Annotated in this window: 7 protein-coding genes; 2 read left to right on the forward strand and 5 right to left on the reverse strand. The window is 73.2% G+C overall.

Annotation, left to right across the window (positions count from 1 at the left end; genetic code table 11):
* Positions 1-415 precede the first annotated feature (415 nt).
* Positions 416-964 carry a MarR family transcriptional regulator gene (locus ACFZDC_RS39755; protein ID WP_391331689.1) on the reverse strand — a complete coding sequence of 183 codons (549 nt, stop codon included), beginning with the start codon at positions 962-964 and terminating at the stop codon, positions 416-418.
* Positions 965-1074: 110 nt separating this feature from the next.
* Here ACFZDC_RS39755 and ACFZDC_RS39760 point away from each other — a divergent pair, with 110 nt between their 5' ends.
* Entirely contained in the window at positions 1075-2358 is a 1284-nt protein-coding gene (locus ACFZDC_RS39760) for an MFS transporter (RefSeq protein WP_391331691.1), read from the forward strand.
* A 79-nt stretch (positions 2359-2437) separates the two neighbouring features.
* On the opposite strand, the gene ACFZDC_RS39765 is transcribed toward ACFZDC_RS39760, so the two are convergent.
* Together ACFZDC_RS39765 and ACFZDC_RS39770 are read right to left on the reverse strand one after the other, a co-directional pair.
* Positions 2438-4090: a SpoIIE family protein phosphatase gene (locus tag ACFZDC_RS39765; RefSeq protein WP_391331692.1), complete on the reverse strand. Its 1653-nt coding sequence runs from the start codon at positions 4088-4090 to the stop codon at positions 2438-2440.
* 130 nt (positions 4091-4220) lie between these two features.
* A complete protein-coding gene (locus ACFZDC_RS39770; protein ID WP_391331694.1) occupies positions 4221-5600 on the reverse strand; it encodes an FAD-dependent oxidoreductase in 1380 nt (459 codons plus the stop codon).
* Between the two features lie 381 nt (positions 5601-5981).
* Here ACFZDC_RS39770 and ACFZDC_RS39775 point away from each other — a divergent pair, with 381 nt between their 5' ends.
* Positions 5982-6755, forward strand: coding sequence for a TetR family transcriptional regulator (locus ACFZDC_RS39775; RefSeq protein WP_391331696.1), 774 nt, complete (start codon positions 5982-5984; stop codon positions 6753-6755).
* Between the two features lie 424 nt (positions 6756-7179).
* Here the strand turns inward: ACFZDC_RS39775 and ACFZDC_RS39780 are convergent, their stop codons facing one another.
* Both ACFZDC_RS39780 and ACFZDC_RS39785 read right to left on the reverse strand, forming a co-directional pair.
* On the reverse strand, positions 7180-10467 hold the full coding sequence (locus ACFZDC_RS39780) for a BTAD domain-containing putative transcriptional regulator (protein ID WP_391331697.1): 3288 nt from the start codon (positions 10465-10467) through the stop codon (positions 7180-7182).
* A gap of 147 nt (positions 10468-10614) precedes the next feature.
* Complete coding sequence (locus tag ACFZDC_RS39785) at positions 10615-12693, reverse strand: asparagine synthase-related protein (RefSeq protein ID WP_391331698.1); 2079 nt, start codon at positions 12691-12693, stop codon at positions 10615-10617.
* Positions 12694-12976 lie beyond the last annotated feature (283 nt).

The following is a 12976-nucleotide window of genomic DNA, read 5'->3' on the forward strand; positions in this document are numbered from 1 at the left end:
TGCGTTTCCGACTCTATCAGATCTTTTCTCGACCCGATTTCCTCGGCGCTTTCCAGGTTTCCGCTCTCGCGTTTCCCTTTCCGGCGGTTCCGACTCTATCAGACCCTTTCGGCGTCTGACTCCCTGTCAGCGGGGCTTGTCCTCACGGCTGTTGGGCCGTTCCGACTTCTCAAACCTTAGCGGATCCGCCCGGCGATTCCCAATCGGGCCGCCGAGTCCCTATCGAATTGAATTCGGGCACGCCGAAATCAACCCGTCGGGAGATCGTACTGATGGTGTGAGGTGCCGCTCGCGGCGGCGGAGGTGCTGCCGCAGAACCGTTACGGCCCCGTGGCAACCCGGAGAACTTTACGGATCGGGCAGGGTGGTGTCAAGCGCCCCCTGTCAAGATCTTTTACTGCCGCTCGGTCGATGCTCAGTCGAGGTCGCTGAGCCGGCCGCCGGCGTCCGGCTGGGCGTGTTCCACCCGGCGCAGCAGCCTGGTCAGGACCTCACCGAGCACCGCACGCTCGACGGGCGTGAGGTCCTGGAGCAGGTCCTCTTCGAAGACGGTGGCGAGACGCATCGCCTCCAGCCACTTCTCACGGCCCTCGGGGGTCAGCTCGACGATGACCCGGACGCGGTTGGACTCGTCGCGCTCGCGGGTGACGAGTCCCTCGCCGACCATGCGGTCGATCCGGTGGGTCATCGCGGCCGGGGTGAGGCCGAGCCGCTTGGCGAGGTCACTCGGACCCAGGCGGTACGGGGCGCCTGACAGGACGAGGGCCTTGAGGACCTCCCACTCCGCGTTGCTGATGCCCAGGGCGGCGGTCTGGCGGCCGTACGCGACGTTCATCCGGCGGTTCAGCCGGGACAGAGCCGACACGATCTTCTCGACCTGGGGGTCGAGGTCCTGGAACTCGCGCTGGTAGGCGGCGATCTGTTCTTCGAGCGTCGGCTCGGTGACGCCGGGGGTCTCGGCCATGGCCGCAGTATCGCACGGACCCACTTTGCCTTGAAGTCCTTGAATGTGTACTCTTTAGCTTCGAACTTTAGCTTTGAAGTCTTCACTCCTAACTAGTGAGAGAGGTGAACGTGACCAGGGCGATGGGCGCAGCGATGCGCCGGATCCACGTGGGCAACGCACTCAGCGCTTTCGGGCTCGGCTTCACGGTCCCCTACCTGTACGTCTATGTGGCGCAGGTGCGGGGCCTGGGAGCCATGACGGCGGGACTCGTGCTCGCCGTCTTCGCCGTGGCCGCGCTGCTCGTGCTGCCGTTCGCCGGCAGGGCGATCGTGCGGCGCGGCCCGCTGCCGGTCCTGCTCACCGCCCTGGTCACGGCCGCGCTGGGGGCGCTGAGCCTCGGGCTCGCGGGCAACGCCACCGCTGTACTGCTGTCGGCTGCGGCGCTCGGGTCGGGGCAGGCTGTGATGCAGCCGGCGCTGGCGACGATGATCGTGGACTGCTCGACGGCGGACACCCGGTCGCGGGCGTTCGCGATGCAGTTCTTTCTGCAGAACCTGGGGCTCGGGATCGGTGGCCTCATAGGCGGTCACCTCGTCGACACTACCCGGGTCTCCTCCTTCACGCTGCTGTTCGCGATCGAGGCGGCGGTCTTCCTGATGCTGGTCGTGGTGATGGCGACGGTGCGGATGCCGCACTCGCCGCGGATCGCGGACGCGCCGGCCGCCTCGGCCAAGGGCAGCTGGAAGCAGTTGCTGGGGAACCGGGCGATGGTGCAGCTGTGCGTGCTGGGCTTCGTGCTCTTCTTCGCCTGCTACGGGCAGTTCGAGTCGGGTCTGAGCGCGTACGGTGTGGAGGCCGCGGGGATCTCCACCTCAGCGCTCGGTACGGCGCTGGCCGCGAACACGATGATGATCGTCGTCGCGCAGTTCGCCGTGCTCAGGTTCGTGGAGCGGCGCCGGCGCTCTCGGGTCATCGCCGGTGTCGGGCTGATCTGGGCCGTGGCCTGGGTGGCCGCGGGGTACGCGGGGCTGGGGCACGGCAGCCAGGAGATGGCGACCGCCGCGTTCGTGTCGACGTACGCGCTGTTCGGGCTCGGTGAGGCGATGTTGTCGCCGACGGTGGCCCCGCTGGTGGCCGATCTTGCTCCGGAGGGGATGGCCGGGCAGTACAACTCGGCTTTCGCCCTGGTCAAGCAGCTGGCGTTGGCCGTCGGGCCGGCGGTGGGCGGGCCTCTCGGGGCCTCGCTGCCCGCGCCGTACATCGTGACCTTCCTGCTGTTCTCGCTGGGGATCACTGTGCTGGCGCTGCGGCTGGGGCGCAGGCTCACCGCTGCGCAGGATCAGCCGTGGGCTGCGGCGAGGAGTCGGGTGGTGGCCCGGGGCGGAGCGCCCGCGGAGCCCGTGAGCGCGTAGTCGTGCGGCACCCGGTGCGGCTCGGCTGCCCGCGTTTGTGTGCGTGCGGGCAGCCGAGCCGCTGCTGAGCGGCGCTCCCCTAACCCTTCGGCAGGAGGAACTCGCACCACACCGCTTTCCCGCCGCCCGGTGTCCGTCTCGACCCCCAGTTCGACGCGATCGTCGCCACGATGGCGATGCCCCTGCCCGACTCGTCGCCCGGCTCGGCCCGGCGGCGGCGAGGGAGGTGGTCGTCGCCGTCGGTGACCTCGATGATCAGGCGTCGGTCGGTGCGACGGAGCCGCAGGCGCATCGGTGGGGTGCCGTGCTGGAGGCTGTTGGCGACGAGTTCGCTGGTTGCCAGGACACCCAGGTCGTGCAGGTCGGCGGGAAAGCGCCAACTGGTGAGCACGCCGGAGGCGAACGCCCGGGCGCGCGGCGCCGCTTCCACCCCGCCGAGGAGTTCCAGCGCCGCGTTGCGGAAGAGGTCGCCCTCGGGTCCCGTACGGGCCGGGTGCTGGAGAACCAGGACGGCGACGTCGTCGTCGTGGTCGGCGGTCACGCCGGCGGAGCGGACCAGACGGTCGCAGACGACCTGCGGGGTGCCGGTCGCACCGGACAGTGCGCGCTCCAGGGAGGCGATGCCCTCGTCCAGATCCTCGTTGCGGCGCTCGACCAGGCCGTCCGTGTAGAGGACGGCCGTCGAGCCGGGCCCGAGCGGGATCGAACCCGATGCGTGCATCCAGCCGCCGGTGCCGAGCGGGGGCCCGGTGGGTTCGTCGGCGCGCAGCATCGTGCCGTTCTCGTCGCGGACCAGGATGGGCAGATGGCCCGCGGAGGCGTACACCAGGCGGCCCTCGTTCGGGTCGTGGATGGCGTACACGCAGGTGGCGATCTGGTTGGCGTCGATCTCGGTGGCGAGGCCGTCGAGGAGCTGCAGGACCTCGTGCGGGGGGAGGTCGAGGCGGGCGTACGCGCGGACGGCCGTGCGGAGCTGGCCCATCACGGCTGCCGCGCGGACGCCTCTGCCCATGACGTCGCCGATCACGAGCGCCGTGCGGCCGCCGCCGAGGGTGATCACGTCGTACCAGTCGCCGCCGACCGCGGCCTCCGTGCCTCCGGGCTGGTAGGTCGCGGCGATGCGCAGGTCGTCGGGCTCCTCCAGTTCCTGCGGGAGCAGGGAGCGCTGCAGGGTGACGGCGGTCTCGCGCTGGCGGCGCTCGCTGGCGCGCAGGCGTTCGGCGGCCTCGGCGTGGTCGGTGACGTCGGTGGCGAATACCAGAACGGCGTCGCCGGCGCCGTCCCCGCCGTTCTCGGCGACCGGCGTGCAGGTGAAGGTGTAGGAGCGGCCGTCGACGGCCTTGCGGGACTTCAGGGTGCGGGGCTTGCCGCTGCGCAGCACCTGGTCGAGGAGTGGGAGCAGGCCGAGTTCGGCGAGTTCCGGGAGTGCTTCCCGGGCGGGTGCGCCCGGGGGGCGCACGCCGAAGGCCGCCGCGTACGCGTCGTTGACGTAGGCGATGCGGTGGTCGGGGCCGTGGACGAGGGCGACGAGGGCCGGGACGCGGTCGAGGACGTCGCGCGTGGGCAGTTCGTCGACGGCGGGCACGGGCGGTGCTCCGTCGGCCCGTTGTTCGGCGCGGGCCGCGGGCACGGAGCCTTCCCCCCGCCGGTCGGTGGAGACCGCGGTCTCGGTCCGCGCTGCGGCGCGGCGCTGCGTTCCGGGGAGCCGGGCGCTCCAGCGCGTGAAGTTCACAGTGGGGAAAGCCTCGTGTGTGCTGAGGGCGGGCAGGTGCCCGGCCAAGGACGTGGGGCAGTCTGGCAGGTGACCGTCCGCGGCGATATCCGTCAGACGCCGGAACGGGCCGTGGAGTTCCTGGGTTGGGTCAGGACGACCCCTTCGGGTCGTCCGAGGGGCTGTGCGGAGGCTTTCCACCGGCCGCGAGTTCGAACTCCGCTCGGGGATGTTCGAGTGAACCGAGCGAGACGATCTCCCGTTTGAAGAGGCCGGCCAGGGTCCATTCCGCCAGGACCCGGGCCTTTCGGTTGAAGGTGGGCACCCTGCTGAGGTGGTAGACGCGGTGCATGAACCAGGCAGGGTAGCCCTTCAGCTTGCGCCCGTAGACCTGGGCGACGCCCTTGTGCAGGCCGAGGGAGGCGACGGAGCCGCCGTACTTGTGCGCGTACGTCTCCAGCGGTTCGCCGCGCAGCGCGTGGACGATGTTGTCGCCGAGGACCTTGGCCTGGCGGACCGCGTGCTGGGCGTTGGGGGCGGTGCAGGTGCCCGGCTCGGCGGCGGTGACGTCGGGGACGGCGGCGGCGTCGCCCGCGGCCCACGCGTGCTCCACGCCGTCGACGGTCAGCTCGGCGCTGCACTTCAGGCGGCCGCGCCCGGTGAGCGGCAGGTCGGTGGCGGCGAGCAGCGGGTGCGGTTTGACGCCGGCGGTCCACACGACCGTACGGGTCGGGAAGCGCTGGCCGTCGCTGAGGACGGCGACGCGGTCGGCGCAGGACTCCAGGCGGGTGTTCAGCAGGACCTGGATGTTGCGGCGGCGCAGCTGGGTGACGGTGTAGCGGCCCATCTCCTCGCCGACCTCGGGGAGGATGCGGTCGGATGCCTCCACGAGGACCCACTTCATGTCCTCGGGGCGGACGTTGTGGTAGTAGCGCGCGGTGTAGCGGGCCATGTCCTCCAGTTCGCCGAGTGCCTCGACGCCTGCGTAGCCACCGCCGACGAAGACGAAGGTGAGGGCGGCGTCGCGGATCGCGGGGTCGCGGGTGGAGGAGGCGATGTCCATCTGCTCGATGACGTGGTTGCGCAGTCCGATGGCCTCTTCGACGGTCTTGAAGCCGATGCCGTACTCCGCGAGGCCGGGGATGGGCAGCGCGCGGGAGATCGAGCCGGGGGCGAGGACCAGTTCGTCGTAGCCGAGGAGCTCGGCGGCCCTGCCCTCGTCCGCGGCGGCGAGCGTGGTGACGGCGGCGGTGCGTATCCCGTGGTCGATGGAGGTGACCTCGCCGATCACCACGTGGCACTGGTCCAGCACACGGCGCAGCGGTACGACGACATGACGAGGGGAGATCGAACCGGCGGCCGCTTCGGGGAGGAACGGCTGGTACGTCATGTAGGGGTCGGGAGTGACGACAGTGATGTCGACCTCGCCCCGCCTGAGCTCCTGCTTCAACCCCCGCTGCAGACGCAGCGCCGTGTACATCCCGACGTAGCCGCCGCCGACAACCAGAATGCGCGCACGTTCCTTCACCATCCCATGACGCACCCGGCGCTGTTGTTTGTCCACAGCCCCGGCAATTTGTGTGACCGGCGAGCGGGTGTGCGCGAGGGCGGCCGCGCCGTCGGGGCGGGGAGAAAGCGGGCAGGTCAGTGGGGGCGGGCGGGAGGGCGCGAAGGTGTGGAATCCGGACATAAATGATCCGTACTCCGATCGAGGGGCGCTCTGTGCGGAACCTGCCCCTTCTGAATTGACTTCCTCTCAACTATGTTCGTGTGTCGACGGGGTGTAGGGAATGTGGCTGAACGGGTCCGCGACAGTCGGTCCCGCTCGTGACCGATGCCAGTTCCGCGCACTCCGGATTCAGTGGCGGGGAGAGTCTCCGGGGGGAGACGTCATTAACCGGGGGAAACACACATGCATGTTCAGGACACTCATTGGTCATCGGCAACCGCCCTCGCGTCGGGCGGCCCCGCGGTGAGCGCGGTGGCGGGCAACGGACGCGTGGACACGGCGCGTACTGCGCCGCTGCGGGTGGACGCACAGCGCAATCTGGAGCACGTGCTGCGTGCGGCGCGTGAGGTCTTCGGCGAGCTGGGATACGGCGCGCCGATGGAGGACGTGGCGCGGCGGGCGAGGGTCGGTGTCGGCACGGTGTACCGGCGCTTTCCCAGCAAGGACGTACTGGTCCGGCGGATAGCCGAGGAGGAGACCGCGCGGTTGACCGAACAGGCGCGGGCCGCGCTCGGGCAGGAGGACGAGCCGTGGTCGGCGCTGTCCCGTTTCCTGCGGACCTCCGTGGCGTCGGGGGCGGGGCGGCTGCTGCCGCCGCAGGTGCTGCGGGTGGGGGTCGCCGAGGAGGGCTCGGCCGGGGCGTCCGGGTCCGCCGAGGAGGCTCGGGTGCCGCAGCAGCGGTCGCAGTCGGGGACGGTCTCGGGTTCGGGTGAGCTGCGGCTGGTTGCGGAGCCCTCCGGGGACGACGGTGGGGCCGGTGCGCTGCTCGATGTCGTCGGGCAGTTGGTGGAGCGGGCCCGGGCGGCGGGGGAACTCCGGGGGGACGTGTCCGTGGCGGATGTCCTGCTCGTGATCGCGACGGCGGCGCCTTCGCTGCCGGACGCGGCACAGCAGGCTGCGGCCTCCTCGCGGCTGCTGGACATTCTGCTGGAGGGGCTTCGGTCCCGGCCGGCGTAGACGCGGACGCCTTCGGCGGGGCTTTCGTTTCCACCCGCACCGGACCGTGCAGCTGGCACGGTCCGGTGCGGGTGGCCCCCCGTGGCGCGCAAGCGCCACCGGCGGCTGGGGCCCGCGGCCCGCGGGTGTGGCGCGCGGGGTGTGGTCGTCATGCGGGCGGCCGCGCTTCGGGGCGTTGGGCGGTTTCTCGTTCGGGTGATGTCCGGTGCCGGGGGACAAGGCCGCTCGGATGAGTGGATGCGTTGTGCGGGCGGTCCTTGAACGAAAGACCATGTGGCGCTCTGAGCCGGTGCCGGGGTGGGCTGGGCCGGCGTCGGGGGCTTTGCGCGAGGGGCGTTGACGGGTGGGACGAGTCACGCGGTGACGATGACTCGGAGGCCGGCGGACTGGGCCGCGGCCCGGTTCACCTGCCGATAGCGGGCTTTCAGCGGCCCGGCGTTGCCGCCGTCGCCGCCAGCTCCCGTACGACGTCCTCCGCGCCGAGGCCCGCGCCCCGGGCCCGCTCGGCCGCGTAGCGGTCCCAGGGCAGCACCGCGCGGGCTCCGGCGTCGACCCGTGCGGCCCGGGTGCGCTCCGGCTCGGGGCGTGGATGGCCGGCGCGCCAGTGGTCGGCGGCCGCGAACAGCCGGACCGCGCCCGGCAGGTCGCCCAGCCGGGCCAGAAGGTCGGCCGCGATGTCCACCAGATTCGCCGTGATCGACTCGGCGCAGTGCCGCTCCACCGCTTCCCGCAGCGCCTCGGCCACCATCGGCAGGGCGTGGCCGGGCCCGGACTCGCCGGCCGTGATCAGGGCCTCCACCGCCCGCAGGGCGGCCGTGAACTGCGGCGGCGGCGTGCCGCCCGCCGAGGCCGCGCGGGCCGACTCGTACAGCTCGCGCGCGCGGGCCAGGTCGCCGTCGTTCTCGGCGATGTGGGCCCGCATCAGCAGGACGAACGCCCCGGATTCGACCACCCCGTACCGCTCGGCGGTCGTGCCGGCCTCGTCCAGGGCGGTGAGGGCACCCGCACGGTCCCCGGAGCGATAGGCGATCTCGGCGAGCCGCGCCATCAGGAACGGCGACTCGGCGTAGGCGCCCACCTCGTAGGCGAGCCGCAGCGCCTCCTCGTACTCGGCCCGGGCCTCGTCGAACCTGCCCCGAGCCATGGCGGCCTCGCCGGCCGCGCTGCACACCTGTGCCCGCATCCAGCGGTCCCCCACGCGCCGGCTGAGCGTCCGCAGCTCCGCCAGGTCCTCGTCCACGCCCCGCAGGTTGCCGGGCGAGTCGACGACCACGTGCGTGCGGTACATCAGGGCGACGCCGATCTCCCAGTCCCCTCCGTACCTGCGGCAGTTGGCGACCGCCGCGGCCATGTCGGGGCCCACGTCGGCCGGACCGCCCAGGTAGTAGGCGGTCAGCGGCCAGACGATGCCGGGGAGGCGGGCGGCCCGCGGACCACCGTGCTCGTAGGCGGCCCGTACGCGCGCGATGTACTCCGGGGCCCGCTCGTCGGCCGCGAGGTTCTCCGTGCTCGACTCGGAGGTCAGGAACAGGTCCAGCATCCGCAGGTCCATGCGCAGCTCCCGCAGCGGGTGGCCCGCCTCGCCGTCGGGGGCGGCGAGGAAGGCGCCGACGGGGTCGGCCGACTCCACCAGCGGGAGGAGGCCGGCCTGCCCCGCGTCCTCCGGCAGGGCGTCCCGGGCGACGCCCAGGCGCAGCACCAGCCGCACCCACTCCACCGCCTCCTGGCGGTAGTTGCGCAGCCACCAGAACCAGCCGATCGCCAGGACGATCGCGCCCGCCTCCGCCTCGTCGCCGGCGCGCACCGCTCGGTCCAGGGCCGCGCGGATGTTGTCGAGATCGCTCTCCAGGCGCTCGATGCAGGGCAGTTGGTCCGCCGACCGCAGCCGGGGCTCGGCCTCCTCGACCAGCGCGCGCACCCATGCGCGGTGGCGGCGCTCGGCCGCCGCGCGCAGCTCGGGGACCTCGGCCGCGCGTTCGGTGGCGTACTCGTGGATGGTCTCCAGCATGCGGTAGCGCATGCCGGCCCCATGGGCGGAGCCGTCCGGGGCGGCCACGACGAGGGACTTGTCCACGAGGGCGCCGATCAGGTCCGCCGCCGGGCCGGTGCACACGACCTCTGCGGCCGCGAGGTCCCAGCCGCCGGCGAACACCGACACCTCGCGCAGTACCGTCCGCTCCCGCTCGGCCAGCAGTTCCCAGGACCAGTCGACCACCGCGCGCAGGGTCTGCTGGCGGGGCAGGACCGTGCGGCTTCCGGAGGTGAGCAGGCGGAAGCGGTCGTCCAGCCGGTCGGCGATCTGCCGGGGGGTCAGCAGCCTGAGCCGGGCCGCGGCCAGCTCGATGGCGAGCGGCAGCCCGTCCAGGCGGCGGCAGATCTCCGCCACGGCCTCGGTGTCGCGGAGCACCGCGTCCGCGTCGGGACGGACGACCCGCGCGCGCTCCGCGAAGAGGCGGTGCGCCTGCTCGGGGACGAGGGGTTCGACCGGGCGCACCGACTCACCGGGTACGCCCAGGGGTTCACGGCTGGTGGCGAGGATCGTGAGCCCCGGGCAGTGGGTGAGGAGGGTCTCGGCGAGGGTGGCTGCCGCGTCGATGACGTGTTCGCAGTTGTCGAGGATCAGGAGTTGGCTGCGCGGGGCGCAGTACTCGGTCAGCAGGGCCGTGGGATCGGCCTGCGGCATCGCCAGATCATTGGTCAGCAGCACGGTCTCGCGCAGACCGAGCGCGCTGACCACCGCGCCGGGCACCGCCTCCGGCCGGTCGAGCGGGGCCAGCTCGACCAGCCATGCCTGGGGCAGCCCTGCGGCGGCCTCTTCGGCGAGGCGGGTCTTTCCCGAGCCGCCCGGTCCGGTGAGGGTGACCAGGCGGGCCCTGTGCAGATCGGAACGAATGGCCTCGAGTTCTGGTTCCCGGCCGACGAAGGAGGTCAGGCGGGGGCGGAGGTTGCCCGTCCGCTCCGGCGGCCGGGCGGGGGCCGGGGCGGCCGGGGGCGGCTCCTGCCTCAGCAACGACGCGTGCAGCTCCCTCAGTTCCGGGCCGGGGCCGGTGCCGAGGGTGTCGGCGAGGGTGCGGCGGGCGGACTCGTACGCGGCGAGGGCGTCGGCGGGGCGCCCGCTGTCTCGCAGGGCGCGGATGAGCAGGGCGTGCAGGGGTTCGTCGTACGGGTGGGCGGTGGTCAGTTCCGTCAGTTCCGGTACGACGTCCCGGGCTCGGCCGAGGGCGAGGGCCGCGGTGGCACGGGCGCGGGTCGCCTCCAGGCGCAGGGCCTGCGGACGGGCGGCCGCGGTGCGGTCGGGGAGGTCGGCCAGGGCGGGGCCGTGCCAGAGGGCCAGGGCGTCGGTGAGGGTGCGGTGGGCGGTGGCGGGGTCGCCCGCGGTGAGGGCCTTGGTGCCCGTGTGGGTGAGGCGTTCGAAGACGTGCAGGTCCACGTCGTCCTCGGTCGCTTCCAGGCGGTAGCCGCCCTGGGTGGAGGCGATGGTGTGTCTGCCGAGGGTGCGGCGCAGGCGGGCGACGAGGGCCTGGAGGGCGGCGGAGGCGTCCTGGGGCGGGGTGTCCGCCCAGACCTCTTGGATCAGGGTTTCGGGGGTGGTGGTGCGGCCGGGGCGGAGGGCGAGGGCGGTGAGGAGTGCGCGGAGGCGCCGGCCGCCGAGGGGTATGAAGGTGCCCTGCTGGTCCGTCGCTTGGGTCACGCCGAGGATTCTGTACCGCACCTGGTCATTGTCGCGGGGGGCGGGGAGTGGGGCACGGGGGTTGGGGAACCGGTGCTCGATCGGCCCCGGTCGGCTCGCTGAGCCGCGGTCGGCCGAGGGGCTTTCGCTTGCCCGCGCTCGCTCGGTGCCGCTGCGCCCGCCCGCTGTTCAGGCGCCCGAGGCCAGGGCGTCCCGTCGGGGCTGGATTCCGGAGGGGACCGCACGCGCGCGTGCGGGGGTGCCAGTCCAGCAGGTGCCTCGGCGGGAGAGGAGGCGGCGGAGCCAGAGTTCGAGGGAGACCAGGTCCGCGAGGCCGTCCAGGGGAAGGGGTTCGCCGGCCGCGGCGGCGCGCACGGCCTTGCGGACCACGCGGGCCTCCACCAGGCCGGCCTCGGCCAGGAGGGGTGTGGAGAAGAGGTCCACCAGGGAGTCCGCTGCCAGGCGCAGGCCCGCGCGCGTGGCCGCTGCGGACGAGGCGTGGGAGGGGGCGCCCCAGCCGGGTGGGAGGTCGGTGATGCCGGCGCCCTCCAGAACCGTACGCAGGACGGCGGAGCGGGCTCCGGGCTGGACGCGCAGGGCCTCGGGGAGGTCGCGGCAGGCACGGACGACCTGGTTGTCGAGGAAGGGCGCGTGCAGCCGCTGGGAGCGGATCTCGGCGGCCTGCTCCAGGACGCGCAGGTCGGCCGCGTAGCGGGCCAGCACCGCCCGCGCGCGGAACGCGCCGGGGCGCTGGCCGGAGCTCACGGAGGAGCGGTCCGCCTCGGCCTGCAGCAGAACCGATACTTCAGCCAGTGCCTCTCCGGTCAGCCAGCGCGCCGCCGGCCCGGGTCTGGCCCAGGCCAGCGCGGCGAGGGACGCGCCGACCGCACCCTTGGGCTCGTCGAAGCGGTGTCGGATCAGCCGCTCGGCGAGCAGCTCCAGGCCGGTCCGGTACGGGGTGCGCGCCAGTCGCCGGGCCGCGCCGTACACGCGCGCGGGGACCATCACCGAGCCGTCGGCCCGGGCGAGGGCCGCGACCGGCCGGACCAGGTGGCGCCGTTTGCGGTCCATGAGGAGGTCCGCGAGACGGGCGGGGTGGGCGTCCAGGACCTGGCGGGCGCCGTGGCCGGTGAAGTGGTCGGCGCTGCCGGCGGCGAGGCGGGCGCGGTGGCGGGCCGCCGTGACCAGCGAGGGGCCCGGCTCGTCGGTGAGGGGGCCGTCGAGGTCGGCGTACGGCAGGGTCTCCTCGCCGCCGGTGACCACCACGTGGTGCAGGCGCGGGTTGGCCGCGAGGGTTCCCGCCCGCTCCAGCTCGGCCTCGCGGCCGCCGACGGCCAGGTCGTTGAAGGTGACGGCGAGCAGCCGCTCCCCCGCGCCCGTGCCGTGGCCGAGCAGCGTGCCCGGTCTGCCGGGCAGCCCTGCGGCCAGCAGCGCCAGCGTCCCGGAGGCCGGTCCGCCGGACAGGTCGGCACCGATGCCCGGCACCGGCATCCCGCGCGCGGCCCGCCGCTCCGCCGGGCCCATGCCCGGCACCGGCCCCGGGTCGAGGTCGGGCACGTGCCGCGGCGCCGACAGCCGCGCGCGCACCGCCTCGATGAGCGCGTCCCGTACGGCGTCCACCGCACGGTCCGGATCGGCCGGGGGCGCGGCCACCGCGAGGGAGGCGACCGGCTCGTACCCGGCGATCTCTCGCGCCCCCGCGCGCAGGACGAGTGCGTGTCCCGGCGGAATGCGCCGTACGCCGTCGTACGGGGTGGTGTCGCGCAGTGCGGCCGGTACGTCGGGGGCTGCGAGCAGGGCCGCCAGATGGCCGAAGTCGAGGTTGGCCTCGATGAGGTCGGCGAGGGGCAGCGCGGCCGTGGCATAGGCCGTACCGCCTGCCCAGGGGGTGTAGAACACCGGCCGGGCACCCGCGAGATCACCGCAGACGGTGACCCGGCGGCCCACCTGGACGACGGCCGTGTAACTGCCGGGCCAGGCGGTCAGATGGCGCAGTGCGCCCCCGCGCGCGGTGAACAGGGCGCGCCGCAGTTCCTCGTCGCCGGCGCCGCAGGTGCCGAGGACGGCGATCCGGTTCTGCGCGTCGGCCTTCACCACACGCACCTCGTCCGGTCGCCAGTCGCCCACGGCCCACAGGGGATCGGGGTCGCCCCACAGGAGTTGGGAGCCGACCGGGTGCAGGGTCTCGCCGTCGTATCCGGTGGTGCCCGCGGAACCGATCCCGGCGGCGCCCGCGGCGGTGCTGCTCCAACCCACCAACCACCGCATCGACGCCTCCACAGGCTGTGGACAACCAGTGCACCGCACGAACCGGTTCCCCATGCTGCCATGAAGAACGCGCCGCGGAGGGGCGGTGGCGCCGCCTTCGATCGAGGGAAAATCACGGGACGGCCGGCGCACCGGGAAGGAAGGCGGCCACGGAGCGGGCGAGTGAACGCCCGTACGACCCAGGGCGGGTGGGCGAAGGGCCCGGAGCGGGTGCGATGCGAATGCGCCCCCGATACGCGCCCCGAAAACGCCCTTCGCGCCCTCAAGTTCCTTGGTGGGAGCG

Source organism: Streptomyces sp. NPDC007905, assembly GCF_042959345.1.
In the GTDB taxonomy this organism is placed as follows: Bacteria; Actinomycetota; Actinomycetes; order Streptomycetales; family Streptomycetaceae; genus Streptomyces.

Coding starts and splice junctions, on each gene's coding strand:
- ACFZDC_RS39775 (WP_391331696.1), top strand. CDS start 5,982: ATGCATGTTCAGGACACTCATTGGTCATCGGCAACCGCCCTCGCGTCG.
- ACFZDC_RS39755 (WP_391331689.1), bottom strand. CDS start 964: ATGGCCGAGACCCCCGGCGTCACCGAGCCGACGCTCGAAGAACAGATC.
- ACFZDC_RS39770 (WP_391331694.1), bottom strand. CDS start 5,600: ATGGTGAAGGAACGTGCGCGCATTCTGGTTGTCGGCGGCGGCTACGTC.
- ACFZDC_RS39785 (WP_391331698.1), bottom strand. CDS start 12,693: ATGCGGTGGTTGGTGGGTTGGAGCAGCACCGCCGCGGGCGCCGCCGGG.